Below are 22981 nucleotides of genomic sequence, written 5' to 3'. Positions count from 1 at the left end.
AGTCCGGGGATACGGGTGCTACCAGCACAGCAACCTCCGAATTCCCGGCCGCAGAGCCGGGATCGCCCAGCCGAAGGCACCACCGCCGAAAAGACCCCGGATCAAGTCCGGGGTTACAGAGTGCACTCGCAGCGCCGCATACCGCGCATTCGGGGCTACATCACCCGCGCCCGTTTCTGTCATACTCCCCCATCATCTCGCTGACACCCATGCCCACTCCGCTGAATTCATGACCGAACGCAGTCTTTCGATCATCATCCCGGCCAAAAACGAGGAAGGTGCCATCGGCAAGGTGGTCAGCGGCATTGTCTCGCGCTATCCGCAAGCCGAAATGATCGTCGTTGACGACGGCTCGACCGACGATACCGCTGCGGTCGCCGAGCGCGCTGGCGCAAAGGTGGTGAGCCATCCGCACAGCCTGGGCAACGGCGCGGCCGTCAAGGCCGGGGCGCGCGCGGCCGGCGGCGACATCCTGGTCTTTCTCGACGGCGACGGCCAGCACGACCCGGCCGACATTCCGCGCCTGCTCGAGCGCCTGGATCAAGGCCACGACATGGTCATCGGCGCGCGCACCGCGCCCGGCTCGCACGCCAACGTCGGCCGGCTGATGGCCAACGGCGTCTACAACCTGATCGCCTCGATCGTCACCGGCCACCGCATTCCTGACCTCACCTCGGGCTTTCGAGCCGTTTGCGCGCAGAAATTCAGGCAGTTTCTCTACCTGCTGCCCAACGGCTTTTCCTACCCGACGACAATCACCATGGCGTTCATGCGCTCGGGCTTCCCGGTCGATTTCATCGACATCGAAGCCGCAAAACGCACCGGCAAGAGCCACATCCGGCCCGTTCGCGACGGGCTGAGATTTTTCGTAATCATCTTCAAGATCGCGACGCTGTATGCGCCGTTGAAGCTGTTCATTCCCACCAGCGCGGGCTTCTTCGTTCTCGGCTTGTTGTGGTATGTGTACACGTTCGTCACTCGGGGCCAGTTCACCAATATGAGTCTGCTGCTTTTCAGTGCGGCCGTCATCGTGTTCTTGATCGGGTTGATTTCCGAGCAGATCACGTCGTTGATGTATAGCAGCCGGGGAACTTGACGTGCATTGCCGCCGACTGCAAAAGGTAATCGACATAGTCAGACGCACGATTTTTTACCTGCAATGGCGGCTCGCTTCGACTTCACCCTGCAGGCAGACCATCTACTGCCTCACCACGGACTGAAAGCGCCCAGTGATGGTTCCCGATGCAATACGACTGGGGTTTCCAGTGAATTCAAGCTCAGTCGGAGAGCTGATCAGACTGTTTCGTGACAGGTTGGTGGGTGCTTCTGCAGGCAACATGACAACAGCCTGCATTGAGCAAGCAATTTATAAAGCTCTGAAACAGGTTCCTATATGCTCTCGCGAGAGCCAGACCGAGTTGGAAGAAGCACCTTCAATGGCCGACACTATCCCGCCAGAACTGGTAGCGCTCGCAAATACACGAGGAAGCACGTGAGCTCATCAGCCGGCAAACATTTGACGACCAAACGCGGAACGAGGAGCCACCGCTTTCTAGGGCTGCTTCCAGTGTTCGTCGTAGCGGTCACAGCGCTCGTCATTGCCTATCTGATCGCGACCACCTGGGAAGATATAAAGGAGGGATTGGCCAATGCATCAATTCCTTTGGTTCTCTCGGGATGGGTTATTGCAACTTTTTCGACCCTGATTGCGTTTCTTGCATTTGTGGAGGTCTTCAAAGGGATTTATAAGGAGACTCTTCCCCGTTCATCACTTGGGCATCTATTCTTTACTGCTCAGATGATGAAGCACCTACCAGGTCGGGTTTGGGGGGTGGCGTACCAAGGCCTGATGACCCGAGATAGAATTTCGTTAACTGACTGGGTTGCTATTAATCTTGGGCATATGCTGCTTTCAATATATTTCGCAGTGTTGGTGGCAGCAGCAGCACTCGCCTTCCGGGAAAGTTTTATCTTGGCACTGGGCTGTCTGACCGGTGGAGTGATACTGCTGACCATTGCATGGCGTCCAGCAGCAGGTAGGGTTTCGCTAGCGCTTCTGGGCTATTTTTCAAAATCAATCCGCGACTCACTTGCCAGTGTCGTTGATCCCTTTTCTTCCTTGCCACCCCGAACGAAGCTGAGTGTTGCGACGCTTTTTTTGCTTGGATGGCTAATCTATTTTCTCGCCTGGGCGCTGTACGGCCAGGCATATCCCGGCTTGGGCGCGTCGGAGGGTGTTTACCTGTCGGCGAGCTATACATTGGCATGGTTCGTTGGATATATCACTTTCATTACTCCATCAGGCATTGGTGTACGGGAGTTGGCTTTTGCAGGCTTAGCAGCCGGACATCCTCCGGATATCATCCTTTACGGGATGTTGATCGGCCGGACTGGGCTATTGGCCACTGACTTTGTGCTCGGGATTGCATTTTGGCCTTATCAGAATGAAGCTAGACGATAAACACTTGCAACTACCTGCGTATGATGATCAAGGCAGGAATCTTGTCGATCCCGCCGATCGCCTGGGGCGTAAGACAGCTTACATAACATTGCTCCAATCCATGGCGATCGAAAGGTACGTCGGGCAGGGGTTCGGGCGGGCACTGGATCTTGGATGTGGCTATGGGCGCATGAGTGGAGCCTTGCGCAAACTGGGGTGGGACGTTGTTGGTTTGGATCCTTCACTTCGTGTCATATCGACTGCCGCAGCGCTGGCGCCCGAGGGAAAGTGGTGCATCGGGGAGTTACCGGAACTTCCGTTCCCTGATGCAACGTTTGACCTTGTTCTAGCGCAGAACCTATTGCGTGTGCTTCATTTGAACGGGGCGCTACCCGTCGCTGAGGGTATCCCGCGCGTAGTCAAGGAAGGCGGGCGCTTAGTGATCGTCGACAACATGCGTGATGGCCATCAAGATTACGTGTCAGAGCAATGGATAGTCCGGAACTTTTCTAGACGCGGTTTTCGTCTACTCGAGCGCGTTGCGATTCGCGCAGCAAAGTGGTGGGGAATTTACCTTGTACGCTACGGCATGATTCCGCTTAATGCTCTTGATCGCTTGGCTTCTTACGAGCTAAACCGTATGGATTCAAAAGCACGCGCACCGCGTACTCAATACCACAACGTCCTCTTCATTTTTGAGAAATATCGTTGACCAGCCACACAAATACATCATCGGCTGTCATCCTGAGTGGCGGGCAGGAGATCGTCAGTCTGGCTATTGCCGAAGCATTGGCTAAGGCTGGCATTCGCTATCGCGTTGCATCTCTGGTCAGAAAAAGCCTACTTCGGGGCGCACCTGGCTGCATTGGTTTTGCCAATCTTTCAACAGCATACCGTAATCCAGACCGGCTAAGAGAAGCGCTTTTGAATTGCTTTGCTGACTGGAGGGACACTACGGGGACTAGACTTGTGGTCTTTGCGACCGAAGATGCTGGGCTAAGATGCTTGAACGAGTTTGCTGGCGATGTTGCCAAGTTCGCTGCGTTTCCGCGTGCGCGCGCGCTAAGATACGGTGGCCTCGACAAGGCTGAGCTTTTTACATTCCTCGCAAATAGTGGGGCGGCAGCGCACATCCCCAACACGAACGTCGTGCGGGATCTGGCTGAGATCGACGACGTGCTAGATCGTCTGGGCTGGGATGCCATTTTCAAGCCGGCACTCAAACCGTGGGACATGGATTTACAGAGTATGGGAGCGAAACTTATAACAGCTCAGAGCCATGATGAGTCGCGAGCGAGCTTGACCAAGCGGCTCAAAAAGGCATGGACGCTCTCAGACCGCTGGGTTGCGCAAGAAAGGCTCCGCCCCTACGAGGCTGGCGAAAAGGGAGTGTGGGCGGTCCGCAGCGGCGCTGAATTTCAATCGGTCGAGTTTGTCGAGCGATGGAAACACCCTGCCCAAGGAGGTACGGGATGTCTAGTCGAAACCATCGAAACGCGGGAACTAGTACCTGCGGCATCCAAAATCATGGAGGTTATTGACTACGTGGGACTCGCCGAAATTCCGTTTCTTAAGCAGAAGGATGGTTCGGGTAGAGCGCTCGAAGTAAATGCACGCGCCTGGTTGCAGGTGGGGCTCGCTGAGCGTAGCGGATTGCAGGTGGTTGCAAACACGTTTCATGCACTATCAACCAGCGGCATGCGCGAGAACGTTGATTTCTCCCCTTCTGTGTGGATCAACGTAGAACGCGCAGTGGTAGCCGCTGCACGCGGCAGCGCGGGTCCACGCACCCCCGCTGTCAGAGCGCTGGCTTCGGCGCTCTCCAGAAAACCGGTGCTCGCGGTCTATTCGTCGACTTTTCCAGGGGTGCGTTTGCGTTGGATAAAGCGGATGCTCTGCAGGGGGTTGCTATTTCTAGCGAACAGGTTTCTACGGTGAATAGGAGGCCTCTAATCGGGGTGTTCGACTCTGGCGTCGGGGGATTGACCGTCCTCAGGCGATTGATAGAGAGATTGCCGAACGCCGATTATCGCTATTTTGGCGACACAGCCAGGGTTCCTTACGGAATCAGGTCACCCGAGACAATCGAGGAGTATTCTAGGGCTGGGCTGCAATACCTTGCGGACCTTGGCTGCGATTTGCTGGTTGTGGCGTGCAACACATCTTCAACTATCGCACTGCCTCGTCTGCTTGGGGAGTTTCGCGTTCCTGTTCTTGGAGTTGTTGACGACGGGGTCGAGACCGCCGTAGATATGGCCAAGCAGGGGGTTCTTATACTAGGCACAAGGGCCACAATTCTTTCAGGCATCTACCAAACCAAGATAGCTGAACGCCGTGCCGATTTGGCAGTCCGTGGATTAGCGTGCCCCCTCCTGGTGCCGATTATCGAAGAGGGTTGGGCGGGAACGACAGTTGCAGCACTAATCGCCAAGGCCTATCTGGATGAGTGCCAAGATTTTGATTACGACTGCATCGTGCTCGGATGCACTCACTTTCCTATTGTTCACGAAACGCTTGAAAGCGTTGTTCCGACATCCGTTCGAGTGGAGGACCCCGGCTTCAGAGTTGCGCAACGGATCGCGCGCATGTTGCCATCGAGTGTCCGCTATGGAACGCCCGACGTGCACTTCCATGTGACCGATTCACCACACGGCTTTACCCGGGTTGCTCAGGCAATGGGGATCCGTATGACTAATCATGTTACGCATGTCAATGTTGGTGATCTTATTCTCCGCAAGAGCCTTGGTTAGCATGCTTCCGTTCAAACCATGAAGAAGAGAATCAAGTTTGGGGCGGTCTAAAACCGACAAACGCCAATCCTTTGGCAAAAACCGCCTTCAGTCAAACGTTTTCCATTTCTATCCCAGGGCCGTTCCCAACGATGCGCGCGAAACACGACTCTAGTTCGAAGTCAATGAGAGCTTGTCTTCGCCAACCTTCATCAAGATAGTTGCGACCTTCCTCTCAGGGTTAGAGCTGTGATTACTTGTCATGACTCATGTGGTTAAGGCGAACACTGAAAGCGCATCGATTACCCGGGATATGTCATTGTCTGAGAGACTGGCCGACAGTGGCAAGCTCACCGTCTGCCTCCCGATTTTCATCGCGTTAGGGTACTGATGCGGCCGCCAGCCGAATTCCTCCTGATAATAGGGATGCTCGGGGATAGACAGGTAGTGCACACCGGTACCGATGCCTGCTTCATTCATTTTCTGCAGAAACCCATCTCTGGTGACGCCGCTAGACGTTTCGTCAATCATCACGGTATATAAGTGGTAGGCGTGTCGGTCTCCTTCGCTCGGCTCAACGGGAAGCCCGATCGACAGGGGGGCAAGTTCTTGCTGATAATGATTCCAGATCTGCTGGCGCCGCTTCCAATTTGCCTCCACCCGCGCCAACTGATGGATGCCCAATGCGGCCTGGATGTCCATCATGTTGAACTTGAAGCCGCATTCGACCACTTGGTAGTGCTTGTATCCCTTGTCGCCAAAACGGTGCCACGCATCCTTGCTCATGCCATGCAGGGCAAGCGTCTTTGCCCTGGCAATGAGGTCAGGGCTCCGGCCAAGAATCATTCCCCCTTCCCCGGTGGCAACGTTTTTCGTGACGTAAAAGCTGAAGCAACCAAAATCCCCGAACGTGCCGACAGGCCTGCCCTGGTACTCTGTTTCGATCGCGTGTGCGCAATCCTCGATCACCAGCAGGTCGTGTTTTTCCGCTATTGCCATGATTCGATCCATGTCGCAGGGTCGCCCTGCGAAGTGAACAGGGAGGATTGCGCGGGTCCGTGATGTGACAGCATCCTCTATGGCCTCCGGCGAAATGCACTGCGTCAGCGGATCCACATCGGCTAGAACTGGCTTCAGGCCTGCGTGGATGATGGCATTCACGGTGGCGCAGAAGGTCAGCGGTGTAGTGATAACCTCGGCGCCTTTCTCAATATTGGCCGCGATCATGCTGACTTGAAGCGCCGCCGTACAGGAGTTGACCGCAGCAACCCTGGCAGCTTCCGCACTTTTGTAGTGAGCAAAATCCTGCTCGAATTGCGCAACCCTTGGCCCCGTCCCTAACCATCCTGACCTAAGGCAGGATTCGACTTCCGCAATCTCTTCCTCACCGATAAATGGGCTTCCAAAGACCAGGAACTCATTACTAGAAGTCGTCATCCTCAACCTCTCTCTGCTGTAAATGCTGCCAATTCGCTTCTATTCTCGCAAACAAAGGAGTTGGATCAAGATCGGCTTGCCTGGTCGTCAACTTCAGTGTAGAAGCAACGCAAAGGCGGTCCGGCAAACCCTGTAGGAGCGCCCAGGGTTCTCAGAACCGGGCTCCATTCCGGTGCGGAGGACGACTCGGGACTGTCGGGCGCGCGAGACTAGCCAGTCACCAGCCATCAGCACCCTCCTGCATACTCGTCAACCGCGCTACTATGCGACTGAGATCGAATCGCCTGGCGGCATTGGAAAGCGCATCCTGATAATTGCACGGAGAGCGCGACAACGCGTCACGAATCAAGGAGGAAATGGCATCCGCCGATACGGAATCGGCAAGCTGCCCCGTCGCGTCCTGCCGGATCAACCATTCCAGATCACCAACCGGCGTGGCGAGTACCGGCACTGAAAGCTTGAGTGCATCCGAGTAGATCAGCGGAATACTCTCGACTCTTGAGGGGATCAGCAGCCAATCCGTTTCTCCAATGACTCTTTCAGCCTGACGCTTGCTGAGGTAACCGCCGACCATAACCGGTCGGCCTGAGTCTGCGAGGCGCCGAGCCTTGGCAGTGACCTCGTGCTCCATCGCGCCCCCACCGTATATCGAGACGCTTTCGATCCGCGCCCAGTCGTTTTCGGCCAAAAGCTCCAGTGCGGCCATCAGCAGGTCAATGCCCTTGTTGGGATGCCAGCGCCCGATGAATGTCATTCGGTATGGCGGCTTGCCTCGTAGCTTACTTGCATAGTCGGCGTCTATCCTGCGGGTGCTCGGCAAAAACTCCACTTTCCGGCCACAGATCGCCCTGGTGTCTTCGGCGAGCCGGATACCGTCAGAATACACGGTTGTAGCGCCTCTGAGAACACGCCTTATCGTACCGCGCACCAGCGGAATTCGGCCCAGTGACCAGATATCGCTGCCTAGGGTCCAGACAGCGTAGGGCAATCGCTTGAGTCTTGCCGCTCGACGGGCCCAATAGCCACCGGGCAGCGCCCAGAGGGCCAACATCAGTCGGGTGGGGCCTGCCTCGACGGCAGCCAGAGTTGCCGTGTGCCCGGCGCGCATGACTTTGGCGACCTGAATCAGGTCACGCGGCGACTGCAGCTTGAGCGTGGATAGCGCTTGCCTTGGGGCCTTGTACCTGAAGATGTTTAGATTCTCGCTCCACTCCTCCACTCCACTGGCGGCACCCGGCGCAACAACACGGCAGGGGCCATGCCGAGCCAACTCGTGTGCCAGATCGAGCACAAAAGAGCCGGCAGCCTCGCTGCCGTCTCCCGAGGTCGGGAAAGAGCTGGTTACAAGGACTATCGCAGCGTCTTGTTGATGGGAAAGATCGTATCCTCGAGTTGGCATGTTCCCTTCCGGTGAGCCGTTCCATGGTTGGCGGTAAAGCTTGAACTGTCGCGCAATTTGGCGTACGCCTTGAAGCCTGGCTGCTCTACCAGTGCCCGACACCTTACAGCCGCAGTCGCCCATTGGCCCACGCCGATTCATCTGTGTGACGCCTACCCGCCCGGCCGGCGTGCGGCGGGACAGACCACCGTCACCTCGAAATCCCCGGCAAGCCGCCGGCTGAGCTCGTGCACGAAGCTCGGCTCGGCGTCGTCGGCCCAGCGGGGGTAGGTGGAGGAGATTACCAGCAGGCGCGTTTTCTTGTTCAAATCTTGTTGATCTCCGGGCTGAAGGACCGCCGCCCAGGCTTATTCCTGCCGTGCTGTCGACAGATCCCAGCTCGGCAAACCGTCTCGACGAATGGCAGTCTAGCGCAATAATTCAGCCATGCGGCAGCATCTCGTGGGTGTTTCGGTAGTGTATGTGCAGTCTCAAGCCGTGATTGCAATCACAAGTCTGCGCTTGTCAGACGCATGCCATTGAAGGACAATTTCGTCCTTTCACCCAGGCATCGGCCAGCAAATGACCACTTCGGTTCAATCGCGTCGCACGGAAGGTCTATTGGGCTACCCGGCAACACCGATCACCATTTTCCTGATCGTGCTTCTTTTCACGTTCTGGGCCTACAGCCTGGCATTTTCAGGCACCTGGTATTTTGACGATCAGTGGAATCTCGGCGGACTCGCCACGGTCGGGGATCTGCAATCGGGGCTGGCATTCATTCTCAGCGGCCGTGCGGGTCCAAGCGGTCGTCCGCTGGCCCTGCTGACCTTTCTGCCCCAGGCAGCCAGCTGGCCGGGCGACATCGAGGCATTCCTTCTGGTCAATACGCTGATTCACCTGCTCAACGGCATTCTGGTTTTTGTCGTTGCCCACCAGCTTGGTAAAATGCTCGGCCACGGCGGCAGCTGCAATCTGTGGTTTTCTGTGGCGGTTGCTTCCGCGTGGGTTATCAGCCCTTTCCTGGCCAGCACCAACCTGATGGTCGTTCAGCGCATGACCTCGCTGTCGGCCACCTTTCTTTTCGGCGGCATGGCCGTTTATCTTTTTGGCCGCGGGCAAGTCAATCGGTATCCGGGCAAAGGTGCAGCAGTCATGACGCTCGGAGCGGGTCTCGGCACCGTGCTGGCCACGCTTGCCAAGGAAAATGGCGCCCTGCTCCCGATTTTACTGCTGGTGACTGAACTGACCCTGCTGGCCAGATATGCCCCGATAGAGAATCGCCGCGCGCGCCGCTGGGTTTGGCTGATGCTGGGCCTGCCCACGCTGGCCATCGTGGCCTATCTGGGCTTGCGTGCACTGAATCCAGCCGGATTCCTGAGCCGCGATTTCACCATGGGCGAACGGCTTCTGACCCAGTGTCGAATTCTTTGGGACTATATTTCCAATCTGTTCGCCCCGCGCCAGTCAGCAGTTTCTCCGTTTGCCGATGACTATGCCGCTTCGCGCGGGTTGTTCTCACCACTGAGCACCGCGCTGGGTTTGCTCGGGCTGGTTGCGGTCACGGCTCTTGCCTGGCTGGCGAGAAACCGCTGGCCGGTGCTGCTGTTTGGCTGGGTTTTCTTTCTGGCCGGGCATTTGCTGGAATCCACCGTGATTCCGCTCGAACTCTACTTTGCCCATCGCAATTACGTACCGGCCTTCGGGCTGTTTTTTGCCGCAGTGGGTCTTCTGGTCCTGGGCCCGGCCAGCGGTGGCACCCGCAAGCTGGCCGGCACCGCGCTGGGCGGTTGGGTTCTGCTTGCAGCGGTAATTCTTGCAGACACGACAAGCGTATGGGGCCGGCCGCATCTGGCGGCTGAACTGTGGTATCGCGACCATCCCGGCTCGGCCCGTGCCGCGCAGTTCATCGGCGCGCAGTATCTCTCGGAAGGGGACCGCCCCGGCGCGGCCAAGGTCTTCGACCAGGCGCTCGAGCTCAACCCCGACTCGTCCTGGCTGGAGCTTCAGAGTTTGCAGGTTTGCATGGGCAGTCCCGAACAATTGGCCGCACGCTGGCAACGAGCGCGCACAAAGGTGATGGCCGAGCCGTTGCTGGACTTTTCCACAGCGAACATTCTGGGCGAATTGGCAAGCGCCAACATCAGAGGCGATTGCCGATTTGCCCGCCAGGAAGAGCTGTTGGAATTTCTCGACCAGCTTTACCACCAGCGTGGTCGCTTGCTCAACGACTACGTCCGCCACCATCTGGCCTACACCCTGGCCGAACTCGCCCACGCGCTTGGCCGGCATGAATACGCGATCAACCGGCTGGAAGAGGCCTTTGCCATCAACCCCAGCGCAGAAAATGCCATCATGATCGCTTGGCAGCAGCTTGAAAAAGGCGATCGCGAGGCCGCGCTGGAGCGGCTGGACAAGGCTCTGGCCAACCCGCCGGAAAAGCTGGAGCTGCGGCTGGGTTACCAGGACAAGCTGTGGCGCTATCGCCAGCAGATTGTTGACGGCAGCACGCCGACTGGCCCTTTCCGTGATGAAGACAAGCCTTTTCAGGAAGCGGCCAATGAATAAATGCCAGCCAAACCCGCCGAATGCATGCCAGGACTGAAAAACCACGGTTTGCGTGGCAGGCCGGTCTGGCGCACGTGGCGGCACTGGCCATGGTGCTGGCCCTGGCTTGGTGGGCCTACAGCCCGGGCTTTTCCGGAGGCTGGCACTTTGATGACTACGCCAGCCTCAACGGGCTGGAGCAGGTAGACAACCTGACGACCGGGCTGGTCTTTTCCACCAGCGGAATTGCCGGGCCGCTCAAGCGACCGGTGGCGCTGGCCACCTTTGCGCTTCAGGCGGAAGACTGGCCGGACAACCCTCCCGCTTTTCTCAAGGCCAACACCTGTATTCACGTGCTGAACGGCGCGCTCGTTTATTGGCTGGCGCTCAGCCTGGCCGGCTTTCTTGCCCCCGAACCTGGCTCAGGCAAGTCCGGTTTCAGCAGGCGTCACTGGTTTGCGCTGTCGGTTGCATCGGCCTGGGTCTTTTCGCCGTTTCTCGCCAGCGCCAGCCTGATGGCCGTGCAGCGCATGACCACGCTTGCCGCGTGTTTCATGTTTGTCGGCCTGATCGGCTACCTGGCCGGGCGCCGTTGGATGCTCACGCGTCGTGATGCTGGCCTGCTGCTTGCGCTTTTCAGCCTGGGTGCCGGCACCCTGCTGGCAGCGCTGGCCAAGGAAAACGGCTTGCTCTTGCCGCTGCTGGCGCTGCTGTGCGAGGTGTTGATCATCCGTCGCGCAATCACGCCGCCGCGCCGCCTGCCCAGGGCCTGGTTTCACCTGGCGCTGAGCCTGCCGAGCGGCCTGGTGATTGGTTATCTGGCCTGGCGCGGCATCAAAGGGGCCATGGGTGCGGGCTACGGCGGCCGCAGTTTTGATCTGTTCGAGCGCCTGCTGACCCAGGCACGGGCGCTGTGGGATTACATGTTCAATCTGGCATTTCCACAGGCCGGCTCGGTCACCCCCTACAGCGATGCTTATCCGCTATCGCATTCGCTGCTGGATCCGGCAACCACTCTGCTCTCGGTCGCCGGCCTGGTCGCGCTGTTGGTACTGGCGCTGATTCTCAAGCGCCGCTGGCCGGCGGTTGTTTTTGGCCTGGCCTGGTTTTTTGGCGCACACCTGATCGAATCAACCACCGTTGCGCTGGAGCTGTATTTTGCCCATCGAAATTACGCGCCGGCCTTCGGGCTGTTTTTTGCGCTGGCCTGGCCACTGTTTTTTGCCCGGCCGCTGCGAAACGCCGCCTGGATCGGCCCGATTGTTGCTGCCGCCTTTGTTGCCGCTTCTGCCGCGGTGCTGGTTTACGCAACGTGGATCTGGGGCCGGCCCGAGATCGCCGCGCAGAGCTGGCATGAGCGCAGCCCGACGTCCGTGCGCGCCAGCCTCACCCTGTCTTCGGTTTACGCAAGCCGCGGCAGCAATGCCCTTGCCGACAGGATTCTTGCCCGCGGGATCAAACATCACCCGGAAAATCAAATCATCCGGCTTCAGCGGCTGCAGTACTGCCCGACAGGTGAGATTGACCTCCAACGTCGGCTGGTGCAGGCCAAGGCTGCCTTGGCCGCGCCCAACACCTTCAGGCTGGGCAGCGCCATCGGCCTGCACCGCTTTGTACTCGCTGCCGACGACCTGCCCTGCCCACTGCTGACGCGCAAACAGCTTTCTGAACTGGCCCGGATTGCCCTGGCGGACACGAGTCGCCACCAGAGCAAAAGGACAACCGAATACATTCACTACTCGCTGGCTCATCTGGCGCAAGACCGTGGCGCATGGCCAGCCATGCGCAATCACTTGGAGCAGGCCTTGAAGCTCGAGCCCGACCCACAAACGGCAATCTTGATTGCCTGGTCGTGGACACTGCAGGGTGATCTGGGTGCCGCCCGGGAATACCTGCGCCGCCAGCTAGCCTCACCGCCGGAAATGAGCCGACTTGAACGCCTGGCCTGGAACCAGAAGCTGCGCGAATATCTTGACAATCTGGCGAACTGAGCCACAAACGCACCGTGAAGCACGCCTCACTGGCTGGCCTCTGGCACGATATCTGAAAGGCTTTAGGGCGCGAGCAAACTCAGCGCACCAAAACGCAAATTCGCATCAAGGGAGGCCCTACATGCTTTCGCCGATACCAGACTCCAGCTTCCAGCGGAGTGCAGCCGCCGGCCAGCGCGGCTTTACGCTTATCGAACTGATGATCGTGGTGGCCATTCTGGCCATTATCATGGCCATAGCCATTCCCGCTTATCAGGACTACACCATCAGATCCCAGGTGACCGAAGGCATGAACCTGGCCGGTGGCGCCAAGGCCGCGGTCTGGGACTACTGGTCCAGCCATGGTGCCTTCCCCAACAATAATGAGGACGCCGGGCTGGCCGACCCGGCCAGCATCGGCGGCGAATACGTCAGCGCGGTGGCAATAGACAGCAACGGCGAAATTACGGTTACCTTTGGCGCTGCCGGCGCAAACAGCGCCATTGCCGGCAAAACCCTCGTTCTGAAGGCCCTGGGAGCGGCAGAAGACGCCTCCATGACATGGGGTTGTGATCAGGGCGATGTGCCGCATAGGTACAGACCGGCACGCTGCCGCAACTGACAGAGCGTGACAAAACTTGTCAAAACTGACAAAAATTGTCACCCACGCCGATTTCAGGCAAACCTGCACTGGAAGAACAAAGCATGATCAGCGGCCTGCCGCACTGCAAAAGCGAGGCATTCGCTCCAGGGGCCATCAATGGCATGATTACTGCATTAACTTCTACGCAAGGGGAAATGACGTCATGCCCTCGAGGGCAAGTTGAAGCAAATCAAACAAGGAGCAACTCATGAACACCATGCGCAAGCAATCCGGCTTTACCCTGATCGAACTGATGATCGTGGTCGCCATTCTAGCCATTCTGATGGCCATAGCCATTCCGGCCTACCAGGACTACACCATCCGCGCCCAGGTATCTGAAGGGATGAACCTGTCGGGCGGTGCGCGGACCGCAGTCGCCGAGTACTGGACCGACAAGGGTGACTGGCCCGGCAGCAACGCCTCAGCAGGCCTTGCCGACGCAGCATCAATTACGGGTGAGTACGTGTCGGAAGTGGAAGTCTCAGACGGTGTGATCACTGCCACGTTCGACACCGGCAACGAAAACGCAGCGATTTCAGGCGAGACTCTGGTGCTGTCGCCGAGCAGCCAGGGCGGAAGCGTCGCATGGTCGTGTAATGGTAGCGGCGTTGATAGCAAGTACCTGCCGGCGCGCTGCCGCTAGTTTTTTCAGGTCTTGAGTGACCGTAAGAACACACGCAGCAAAAATGCCCCGCTCATACTGCGGGGCATTTTTTTGCCTGGCGCAAATGCCGGCCGCCCGCCGCCTGTGAAATAGCCGGGCACTCCCGGCTCAAGCCGCGCCTGCGGGCGCTGCGACACCAGCATGCGCATCCCCGGATTCCGCATCACACGCCCCCGGGGCCCCTACACGCATTTCCCCCGAACTCCCTACACGCATTCCCCCCGGACACCCTGCACGCATCCCTGGACCTGAGCCCGGGCCTTTTTACGCCCGCGCATCCCCGGACTTGATCCGGGGTCTTGCTGCTATTGGTGCCTGCGGATGGGAGATCCCGGCTCTGCGCTGCGCTTGGCCGGGAATTCGGGGTTGTGAGCTTGGCCGGGAATTCGGGTGTTGAGTGAGCTTGGCCGGGAACGCGTGATGAACCTCGGCGGCGCAGGTACCGGCGAAGCTCTCTGGACGCCGCCCAACCTCACTTGTACAATTGTCAAATGGATATTGTCGTCGACACCAACATTTTTCTGGCCGTTGCCCTGCAGGAGGCGGAGAGGGCGCGCGTCGTCGAGCTTACGGCCAACGCAGCGGTGCTGGCGCCCGAGTTCTTGCCGTATGAGATCGGCAACGCTTTGTCGGCTATGGTCAAGCGTCGGAGGCTCACCGGATCGCAGGCCCTGAAAGCTGAAAAGGCAGTCCGCCAAATCCCGGTTCGGCTGGTTTCAACGAATATAGCCGAGGCACTGCAACTTGCTGCCGAACACGATATTTATGCCTATGACGCCTATTTTCTGCGTTGTGCGCAGGCACTCTCATGCCCCTTGCTCACACTCGATCGCGGCATGAAACGGGTGGCCACTCGCCTTGGAATTGAAGTGCTGGAGTAATCCCATGAAGGTATTTACCTACTCTGAAGCTCGTCAGAATCTCTCGAAACTCCTGGTCCTGGCCCAGGACCAGGAGGTGGAAATTCGCAGAAAAGACGGCAGCCGGTTTTCTCTGCGCGCAAAGCGTACAGAGCCCGCCTCGCCCTTTGATGTGCCGGGTATCGATAGCGCGGTCAGCACTACAGACATTCTCGAAGCGGTTCGGGAGTCGCGCGAGGGGTGATGCGTTGCGCTTCGCGCACGGCCAGAACTCCCTACACGCATCCCCGGACCTGATCCGGGGTCTTCTTCACGCCCGCGTATCCCCGGACTTGATCCAGGGTCTTTTCTGCGTTTGGTGCCTGCGGATGGGAGATCCCGGCTCTGCGGCCGGGAATTCGGGGTTGTGAGCTTGGCCGGGAATTCGGGTGGTTAGGCGCCGCGCGCTGAGCACCTGTATCCCCGGACTCGCTCCGGGGTCTTGTTGCTAATGGTGCCTGCGGATGGGAGATCCCGGCTCTGCGCTGCGCTTGGCCGGGAATTCGGGAGTTAAGTGAGTTTGGCCGGGAATTCGGGAGTTAAGTGAGTTTGGCCGGGAATTCGGGGGTTAAATGAGCTTGGCCGGGAATTCAGGAGGTAGGCAGGGCGTGGCCGGGAAATTCTTTGCAAAATCAGCGCCCGAGCGCTAGGATTTGATCAGCTTTCAACGGATTTGACCCATGCCTGCCCAACCCGCCGCCGTGATGCGCCTGCCCTCGCTTGGCCGCAAGCTGGTCGATGCCGGCTTGGTGACCGAGGACAAGGCGCTTCAGATTGCCAGCGAAGCCACCAAGAAGGGACGCACCTTTACCAGTCACATTGTCCGGGAAAAAGCAGTGGACGCCATCGGATTCGCGCACGTGGCGGCCGCGGATTTCGGCATGCCGCTGGTGGATCTGGCCGCGGTGGATCTCAAGCACGCACCGATGGACTCGGTCAGCGAAGAGCTGATTCGCAAGCACCTGATTCTGCCCATTCTCAAGCGCGGCAAGCGCTTGTACGTTGTTGCCGCCGACCCGGGCAACAAGGCGGGAATCGACGAGCTGGCATTTTCCACCGGGCTGTCGGTGGAGGCTATTCTGGCGCCCTATTCGGCCATCGAGCCGGCGCTGGATCGTGCACTGGCCGGCTCGTCGCAGGCATTCAGCGAGCTGACCGAAGAAGAAGACGATCTCGACAGCCTGCAATTCGACGCCGGCGAGGAAGCCCAGGAAGAGGCCAGCGACACCGACGGTGCCGACGACGCGCCGGTGGTGCGCTTTGTCAACAAGGTGCTGGTCGACGCCATCCGTCGCGGGGCGTCCGACATTCATTTCGAGCCTTATGAAGACGAATACCGCGTTCGTTTTCGTATCGACGGCGTGCTGGTTACCCAGGTGCGCCCGCCACGACGCATGGCGCCGCGGCTGTCGGCGCGGCTGAAGGTGATGGCCAATCTGGATATCGCCGAGCGGCGGGTTCCGCAAGACGGGCGTATCAAGCTGAATGTATCCAAGGGTACGGCCTACGACTTTCGTGTCTCGACCTGCCCGACGCTGTGGGGCGAGAAGATCGTGCTGCGTATCCTCGATTCCTCCGGCGCCTATCTGGGGCCGGAAAAACTGGGCTTCGAACCCGAGCAGCAGGAAAACTACCTCTCGGCCATTTCCAAGCCCTACGGCATGGTGCTGGTTACCGGGCCAACGGGCTCGGGTAAGACGGTTACGCTCTACACGGCGCTGGGCATTCTCAACGACGAGGGGCGCAATATCTCCACCGTTGAAGACCCGGTGGAAATCCGCATGAAGGGCGTCAACCAGGTGCAGCAGAATGCCAAGCAGGGCCTGACCTTTGCCGCCGCGCTGCGATCGTTTCTGCGCCAGGACCCTGACATCATCATGGTTGGCGAGATCCGCGACCTGGAAACGGCCGAGATTGCCATCAAGGCCGCCCAGACCGGTCACCTGGTGCTCTCGACCCTGCATACCAACGACGCCCCGGCCTCGGTGGCGCGCCTGATGAACATGGGCGTGCCCAGCTACAACATCGTATCCACCGTGCACCTGGTGGTGGCACAGCGCCTGGCGCGCACGCTGCACTCGTGCAAGAAGCGCGAAGACGTGCCCGACGACGCGCTGCTGAAAATCGGCTTCAGCGAAGAAGAGGTGGCCGAGGGCATCAAGGTGTTCCAGGGCGGCGGCTGCGACCAGTGCACGGGTGGTTACAAGGGCCGCGCGGGCGTGTTCCAGGTAATGCCGGTGTCGGAAGAAATGGAAAAGATCATTCTCGAGGGCGGCGGCGCGCTGGAGCTGGAAAGGCAGTCGGCCAGAGACGGCGTGATCGACCTGCGCCGCGCGGCCTTGAACAAGGTAAAAGATGGCCGAATCAGCCTGGCAGAAATGAACCGGGTGACGAAGGATTGAGGTTGGGGTTGGCTGGTTGGCTGGTTGGCTGGTTCGGCATCCGCAAGGATCGGTGGGCGGCTGCGCCGCGAGCGGTGGGTGAGCCGATTAGGTGGTCAGCCGGTTCGGCGCGTCAGGCCGTGTTGCTGTTGAGGTAGCGTTGGAAGGCGCTGATCCTGCGGGCCGTGCCAATTGCTTGTCTTTGCAGGAATTGGAATTGATCGTGCCTGATCTGGCCCGTGTCCAGCGCAGCGTACAGGTGGGATTGCACTTCGGCGCACGAGCCGCGAGCGATGCGCAGAAAATGCCTGAATTCATTCGGATTCTTTCGCTCGAACCCCTCGGCGATATTAGCCATCACCGAAACTGCCGAGCGCTGCAGTTGATTCCGAAGGCCGAAATCCCGGCTCAGGGCAGTGTTACGGCAGCACCGGTAGACCTGCTGCACCAAAATCCGGGCCTCCTTCCAAGCCTCGATGTCCTCAAACCGAGAAATTGTCCCCATACCAAACGCTTAGAGCCAACTTGCCCATCAGTTTAGCAGCAGCAGTCAATTAATCGCCAATCCCCGAAGCTGCCGAACCAGCTAACTAGCCAACCAGCAAACCAGCCAACTTCGGCGCTACCGGTGCCCACCCCTTGGCCAGCACCCCCCGCCTGAAGTCCCACCTTGCATTTATCCCGGTTTCTGCGCAAAATCACCACATTAGGGACAACTGTGCAGGCCGGACACGAGCGCTGGCCAACACCAGTCAGGATGCAGGAGCGGGAATAGATGTCGACCACCCAGGAGCAGATGGAAACCTTCCTTTGGGAAGGGATGGACCGGCGCGGCAAGCGGTTGAAGGGCGAGCGAATTGGCCGGAACGAGCTGATCGTCAAGGCTGAACTGCGCCAGCAAGGAATTGTACCCGGCCGGGTCAAGAAAAAGCCCAAGCCACTGTTTGGCACGACGGGCAAAAGAATCAAGCCCAAGGATATTGCCGTATTCACCCGGCAATTGGCCACGATGCTGTATTCCGGCATTCCGCTGGTTCAAGCGTTCGGCATCATCTCCCAGGCGTCTGAGAACCCGCGCATGAAGACGCTGATCAATACAATCCGAACAGATGTCGAATCAGGTGACACCCTGGCCGAAGCCCTGGGCAAGCATAGAAATTATTTTGACGACCTCTACGTCAACCTGGTGACCTCTGGAGAGGCCGCTGGTGTTCTGGACCAGGTTCTGGACTCGATTGCCAGCTACAAGGAGCGTATCGAGTCGATCAAGGGCAAGATCAAGAAAGCGATGTTTTATCCGGCGGCCGTTATTGCGGTAGCCATAGCCGTTACCGCCCTGCTTTTGATCGTTGTCATTCCCCAGTTCGAGGAAATGTTTCAAAACTTTGGCGCCGACCTGCCCGCATTCACGCGGATGGTCGTGAACATGTCCGAGTTCATGCAATCAAAGGGCTGGCTCCTGCTGATTCTGGGCGTTGCGGCCATCGTTGGACTGATACAGCTGCGGAAGCGCAGCGCAAAATTTGGCCACTTCATCGACCGACTGTCCCTCAGGCTTCCGATTGTTGGGCCGGTGCTGGAGAAATCAGCGCTTTCGCGTTTCGCCAGCACGCTGTCGACAACCTTTGCCGCTGGGGTGCCCCTTGTCGAGGCACTGAAAACGGTGGCCGGCGCAACCGGCAATATCGTATACGAAGACGCCACGCTTCAGATCCGGGACGATGTCGCCACCGGCCACTCACTTCAGCTGGCGATGCAGCAGACCAAGCTGTTTCCCCCGATGATGGTTCAAATGACCGCAATCGGTGAAGAGGCCGGCTCGCTGGATGACATGCTCGACAAGGTATCGAGCTTCTACGAAGAAGAGGTCAACAACACCGTCGACGCGCTCTCAAGCCTGCTCGAGCCGATCATCATCGTGTTCATCGGCGTGGTCGTTGGCGGCATGGTCGTGGCCATGTACCTGCCGATCTTCCAGATGGCAGCGGTGATGTGACGGGTATTGGGATGTGTGAAGTGTGAAGTGTGAAGTGTGAAGTGTGAAGTGTGAAGTGTGAAGCTGGGTGTTGGCTGGTTCGCCGCCGTACTCCCGGCCTTGAGCCGAGATCTTCCATCCAAAGGCGCCGTGGTTAGAGAAGGCCCCGGATCGGGTCCGGGGATGCGGCGGCTCTGCGCCAACTACGGTATTCCCGGCCTTTAGTCGGGATCTTCTGACCGGCAGCGCCTGCGTTCAGGAAGGCCCCGGATCGTGGTCCGGGGATACGGGGTACTGGGTTGGCTGGCTAGTTGCCGTATTCCCGGCCTTGAGCCGGGATCTCTCTGGCTGAAGGCGCCTGCGTAAAGGCGGCCCCGGATCGTGGTCCGGGGGGACGGAGGCATCATTTTTGACACAAGGGAATCTGGCTTGGAATTTTTCGACACTTTGAACGCACTGCCGCCGGCGGTTCTCGGGACCGCCGTTTTTGTTCTCGGGCTGCTGGTGGGCAGTTTTCTCAACGTGGTGATTCTGCGGCTGCCGGCGCGTTTGTTTCACGACTGGCGCTGTCAGTGCCGGGAACTGCTGGAGATCGACGAACCGGAAGCGGCGCCGCCGGGGCTGGTAGCCAGGCGCTCGCACTGCCCGCGTTGCAAGGCAACGATTGCCTGGTACGACAATATTCCGGTGGTGAGCTGGCTGGTGCTGGGGCGAAAGTGCCGAAGCTGCCGCGAGCCGATTTCTTTTCGTTACCCCTTGGTCGAGCTGGTCACAGCGGCTCTGTCGGCGGCCGTAATCATTCATTTTGGCGCCACGCCCGAGGGCGCGGCCGCGCTGGTGTTGACCTGGGCGCTGATCGCGGCCACGGGAATCGATTTCGACCACCAGCTGCTGCCCGACCAGATCACCCTGCCCCTGCTGTGGCTGGGCCTGGCGCTGAACCTGTGGCTGGGGCTGTTTGCCAGCGTCGAGGGTGCGCTGATCGGCGCCATTGCCGGCTACCTGGCGCTGTGGTCGGTGTTCCACCTGTTCAAGCTCGTCACCGGCAAGGAGGGCATGGGCTACGGCGACTTCAAGCTGCTCGCCGCGCTGGGCGCCTGGATGGGCTGGCAGGTGCTGCCGGTGGTGATTCTGCTGGCCTCTTTGGTGGGCGCGGTCTCGGGCATTGCCATCATGATCGCCACCCGCCGCGGCAAGGAAGTGCCAATCGCCTTCGGCCCGTATCTCGCCGCCGCCGGGTGGATTGCGCTGATCTGGGGGGAGCGGATGGTGGATTACTGGTTGTATCTGTGACCAGTTGGCGGGTTGGCCGTGCCTGGCTGAAACCTCGTCCGTCGCGGATGTAACCGCGACCTGCGCAGGCTGCCGACCCCCCCACGCATCGCGCAATGCCGTAGGTCGGCGTTACATCGCCGACGGACAACCCGGACGATCGCGACACACATGGCTCACGTGTGCGCGGAAACGACGAATGTCGTCCGTCGCGGATGTAACCGCGACCTACGCGGCGCCTATCCGGCGCCGTCCGGGCAACGACATGGGTAGGTCGGGGCTACGTCCCCGACGGACGACGTGGCGGGACTGGACACACGTCGCTGACCCCGGTACCGATCCGGAGCCTCGTCCGTCGCGGGTGTAACCGCAACCTACGCGGCGCCTATCCGGCGCCGTCCGGGCAGCGACATGAGTAGGTCGGCGTTACATCGCCGACGGTCGAGGTGGCAATCAGACGTTGAAGCGGAAGTGCATGACGTCGCCTTCATTGACGATGTAGTCCTTGCCTTCGAGCCGCAATTTGCCGGCGGCCTTGGCGCCGGCTTCACCCTTGCAGGCAATGAAATCGTCGTAGGCGGTGACCTCAGCGCGGATAAAGCCCTTTTCGAAGTCGGTGTGGATGCGTCCGGCTGCTTGCGGGGCGGTGGAGCCCTTGCGCACGGTCCAGGCACGCACTTCCTTCGGCCCGACGGTGAAGAAGGTAAGCAGATCCAGCAGTGCATAGCCGGCGCGGATGAGGCGGTGCAGGCCGGGTTCGTCTTCGCCCAGGTCGGCGAGGAACTCGGCCTGTTCTTCGTCGTCGAGCTCGGCCAGCTCGGCCTCCATGGCGGCGCACAGCACCACGACTTCGGCCTGTTCGCCGGCCGCGTAGTCACGCACGGCACGCACGTGGGCATTGTCGTGCGCGCCGCTGTCGTCAACGTTGGCTACGTAGAGCACCGGCTTGCGGGTGATGAACTGCCAGGTTCTGAGGGCGACGCGCTCTTCGTCGTCCATTTCGAGGGTGCGCAACGGCTGGCCCTCGCCCAGGTGGGCAACGACGCGCTCGAGCAACGCAGCCTGGCGGATGGCTTCCTTGTCGCCGGATTTGGCCTGGCGGCTGATCTTGTCGAGCGCGCGTTCGGCCACTTCCAGGTCGGCCAGGCACAGCTCGGTATCGATGGTTTCGATGTCGGAGACCGGGTCAACGCGGCCCGAGACGTGGGTGACGTCGTCATCTTCGAAGCAGCGCACGATGTGAGCGATGGCGTCGGTTTCGCGGATGTGGGCCAGGAACTTGTTGCCCAGACCTTCTCCACGCGAGGCCCCGGAGACCAGGCCGGCAATGTCGACAAATTGCATCATCGTCGGCAGCGTGCGCTCGGGCCGGGCCGCCGCCGCCAGTTCATCCAGGCGTGGATCGGGCACGGGCACCATGCCGACGTTGGGCTCGATGGTGCAGAACGGGTAGTTCTCGGCTTGAATGCCGGCCTTGGTCAGGCAGTTGAAAAGCGTCGACTTGCCCACGTTGGGCAGGCCGACGATGCCGCATTTGAAACCCATGGGTTGTTCTCGCTTCTCTCGGTTGGTTGGTTTGTTGATACGTTACGGCTTCGCCTTCACGCATGCTACGGGTGTTTTCCTCGATTGCCCGAGCTTGTTGGCTATGGTCTTCCCGGCCTCGGAGCCGGGATCCTCCTGGCTATGGTGCCGGCGCCAGAGAGGCTCCCGATCAAATCCGGTGCTGCAGGGTGCTTATGGCTTGGTGTGCAGCCTCTTCATCGCCTCGCCGGAATCACCTTCGAGCAGGTGCGGCAAAGCGTCCACGGCGCGTTGAACGGCGTCGAGGATGGCCTTTTCATCTTCGGCCCCGGCCCGGCTGAGCACCCACGGCGTCACCGCCTCCTTGAAGCCGGGGTGGCCGATGCCGATGCGCACGCGCCAGAAATTCTGGCTGCCCAGGTGGCTGAAGGTGCTTCTTAGCCCGTTGTGCCCGCCGTGTCCGCCGCCAAGCTTGAGCTTGACGGTACCCGGCGGCAGGTCGAGGTCGTCATATGCCACCACCACCTGCTCGGGTGCCACGTTGAAATAGTCGCTCGCCGCGCGTATGGCCTGCCCGGACTCGTTCATGAAGGTGGCGGGCCGAAGAAACACGCAGTCAGCGCCGGCAAACGGTGCCTTGGCGACTTCGCCGTGCAGCTTGCGGTTGGGTTTGAGGCCCGGCGATTCGCGCCGGTCAAGCTCATCGATAAACCAGAACCCGGCGTTATGCCGGGTTCGTTCGTACTTGCTGCCCGGATTACCCAGGCCGACGATCAGCCAGCGATCGGTCACTAGTGGTCCTTCAGCCCGATCATTGCGGATTCAGTTGGTCTGTCAGCCTTCCCGGCAAGACGCGGCTTGCAGGGAATGGCAATGGTCCTTTACCACAGCCTTTTGCTGGAGTCGCAATGCCGTCATGGATGCTGACAGGCCAACCCTTCGCACGCTCCTCTGGCGTCTCGCTGCAGCGCAGGCGGAGCCGCATGGCAGCTTTCGCGCAGCGAACAAAGCCTTGCGAGCGCAGCCGTCGACCGTGCTGCCGCGCTTGCCAAGGGTGGCGGCCATCGCCAGCGCACGGCGCCTTGCAGCGAAAGGCCATAGAAACGCTGAATTCGCAATCAT

General features: G+C 59.6%; 20 protein-coding genes. 14 read left to right on the top strand and 6 right to left on the bottom strand.

Features of this window, described 5'->3' with window-relative positions:
• Window positions 1-229 precede the first annotated feature (229 nt).
• From ACEWQ0_RS04840 to murI, 5 genes are all read left to right on the top strand, one after another.
• Entirely contained in the window at window positions 230-1096 is an 867-nt protein-coding gene (locus ACEWQ0_RS04840) for a glycosyltransferase family 2 protein (protein WP_476484702.1), read from the top strand.
• A gap of 396 nt (window positions 1097-1492) precedes the next feature.
• Window positions 1493-2461: a hypothetical protein gene (locus ACEWQ0_RS04835; RefSeq protein WP_476484682.1), complete on the top strand. Its 969-nt coding sequence runs from the start codon at window positions 1493-1495 to the stop codon at window positions 2459-2461.
• Window positions 2445-3152, top strand: a complete 708-nt coding sequence (locus tag ACEWQ0_RS04830) for a class I SAM-dependent DNA methyltransferase (protein ID WP_476481112.1) — start codon at window positions 2445-2447, stop codon at window positions 3150-3152. The genes ACEWQ0_RS04835 and ACEWQ0_RS04830 overlap by 17 nt, the downstream gene beginning before the upstream one ends.
• Window positions 3149-4378 carry a hypothetical protein gene (locus ACEWQ0_RS04825; protein WP_476481111.1) on the top strand — a complete coding sequence of 410 codons (1230 nt, stop codon included), beginning with the start codon at window positions 3149-3151 and terminating at the stop codon, window positions 4376-4378. Before ACEWQ0_RS04830 ends, ACEWQ0_RS04825 begins: the two co-directional genes overlap by 4 nt.
• The gene (gene murI / locus ACEWQ0_RS04820) at window positions 4375-5190 is read left to right on the top strand and encodes a glutamate racemase (protein WP_476481128.1); all 816 of its coding nucleotides are present in this window, start codon (window positions 4375-4377) and stop codon (window positions 5188-5190) included. The genes ACEWQ0_RS04825 and murI overlap by 4 nt, the downstream gene beginning before the upstream one ends.
• Before the next feature lie 246 nt (window positions 5191-5436).
• Here murI and ACEWQ0_RS04815 read toward each other — a convergent pair whose 3' ends face one another.
• The 3 genes from ACEWQ0_RS04815 to ACEWQ0_RS04805 form a co-directional block, all read right to left on the bottom strand.
• Window positions 5437-6606: a DegT/DnrJ/EryC1/StrS family aminotransferase gene (locus ACEWQ0_RS04815; RefSeq protein WP_476484681.1), complete on the bottom strand. Its 1170-nt coding sequence runs from the start codon at window positions 6604-6606 to the stop codon at window positions 5437-5439.
• Window positions 6607-6823: 217 nt separating this feature from the next.
• Window positions 6824-8005, bottom strand: a complete 1182-nt coding sequence (locus tag ACEWQ0_RS04810; protein WP_476484680.1) for a glycosyltransferase — start codon at window positions 8003-8005, stop codon at window positions 6824-6826.
• A 152-nt stretch (window positions 8006-8157) separates the two neighbouring features.
• Window positions 8158-8313, bottom strand: coding sequence for a hypothetical protein (locus ACEWQ0_RS04805; protein ID WP_476484679.1), 156 nt, complete (start codon window positions 8311-8313; stop codon window positions 8158-8160).
• Window positions 8314-8566: 253 nt separating this feature from the next.
• On the opposite strand from ACEWQ0_RS04805, the gene ACEWQ0_RS04800 reads away from it, so the two are divergent.
• From ACEWQ0_RS04800 to pilB, 7 genes are all read left to right on the top strand, one after another.
• Window positions 8567-10552, top strand: coding sequence for a tetratricopeptide repeat protein (locus ACEWQ0_RS04800; RefSeq protein ID WP_476484678.1), 1986 nt, complete (start codon window positions 8567-8569; stop codon window positions 10550-10552).
• Window positions 10553-10572: 20 nt separating this feature from the next.
• Window positions 10573-12522, top strand: a complete 1950-nt coding sequence (locus ACEWQ0_RS04795; RefSeq protein ID WP_476484677.1) for a tetratricopeptide repeat protein — start codon at window positions 10573-10575, stop codon at window positions 12520-12522.
• A gap of 121 nt (window positions 12523-12643) precedes the next feature.
• Window positions 12644-13123 carry a pilin gene (locus ACEWQ0_RS04790; RefSeq protein WP_476484676.1) on the top strand — a complete coding sequence of 160 codons (480 nt, stop codon included), beginning with the start codon at window positions 12644-12646 and terminating at the stop codon, window positions 13121-13123.
• A gap of 238 nt (window positions 13124-13361) precedes the next feature.
• Entirely contained in the window at window positions 13362-13787 is a 426-nt protein-coding gene (locus ACEWQ0_RS04785) for a pilin (protein WP_476484701.1), read from the top strand.
• A gap of 512 nt (window positions 13788-14299) precedes the next feature.
• The gene (locus ACEWQ0_RS04780) at window positions 14300-14689 is read left to right on the top strand and encodes a type II toxin-antitoxin system VapC family toxin (RefSeq protein ID WP_476481105.1); all 390 of its coding nucleotides are present in this window, start codon (window positions 14300-14302) and stop codon (window positions 14687-14689) included.
• Window positions 14690-14693: 4 nt separating this feature from the next.
• A complete protein-coding gene (locus ACEWQ0_RS04775) occupies window positions 14694-14912 on the top strand; it encodes a prevent-host-death protein (RefSeq protein ID WP_476481104.1) in 219 nt (72 codons plus the stop codon).
• 475 nt (window positions 14913-15387) lie between these two features.
• Window positions 15388-17109 (top strand): type IV-A pilus assembly ATPase PilB, encoded by a 1722-nt coding sequence (gene pilB, locus ACEWQ0_RS04770; RefSeq protein ID WP_476484675.1) that lies wholly within the window; start codon window positions 15388-15390, stop codon window positions 17107-17109.
• Window positions 17110-17221: 112 nt separating this feature from the next.
• Here pilB and ACEWQ0_RS04765 read toward each other — a convergent pair whose 3' ends face one another.
• Entirely contained in the window at window positions 17222-17593 is a 372-nt protein-coding gene (locus tag ACEWQ0_RS04765) for a four helix bundle protein (protein WP_476484674.1), read from the bottom strand.
• A gap of 270 nt (window positions 17594-17863) precedes the next feature.
• Between ACEWQ0_RS04765 and ACEWQ0_RS04760 the strand changes: the two genes are divergently transcribed.
• Window positions 17864-19084, top strand: coding sequence for a type II secretion system F family protein (locus tag ACEWQ0_RS04760; RefSeq protein ID WP_476484673.1), 1221 nt, complete (start codon window positions 17864-17866; stop codon window positions 19082-19084).
• A gap of 408 nt (window positions 19085-19492) precedes the next feature.
• On the top strand, window positions 19493-20356 hold the full coding sequence (locus tag ACEWQ0_RS04755) for a prepilin peptidase (RefSeq protein WP_476484672.1): 864 nt from the start codon (window positions 19493-19495) through the stop codon (window positions 20354-20356).
• 432 nt (window positions 20357-20788) lie between these two features.
• Here the strand turns inward: ACEWQ0_RS04755 and ychF are convergent, their stop codons facing one another.
• Together ychF and pth are read right to left on the bottom strand one after the other, a co-directional pair.
• Window positions 20789-21880 (bottom strand): redox-regulated ATPase YchF, encoded by a 1092-nt coding sequence (ychF, locus tag ACEWQ0_RS04750; RefSeq protein ID WP_476481099.1) that lies wholly within the window; start codon window positions 21878-21880, stop codon window positions 20789-20791.
• A 192-nt stretch (window positions 21881-22072) separates the two neighbouring features.
• Complete coding sequence (pth, locus tag ACEWQ0_RS04745) at window positions 22073-22651, bottom strand: aminoacyl-tRNA hydrolase (protein ID WP_476484671.1); 579 nt, start codon at window positions 22649-22651, stop codon at window positions 22073-22075.
• Window positions 22652-22981: the final 330 nt, after the last annotated feature.

It is taken from the genome of Wenzhouxiangella sp. YN9 (assembly GCF_056324165.1).
Note: the sequence above shows the minus strand (reverse complement) of the source record. Positions and strands in the feature narration are given on the sequence as shown.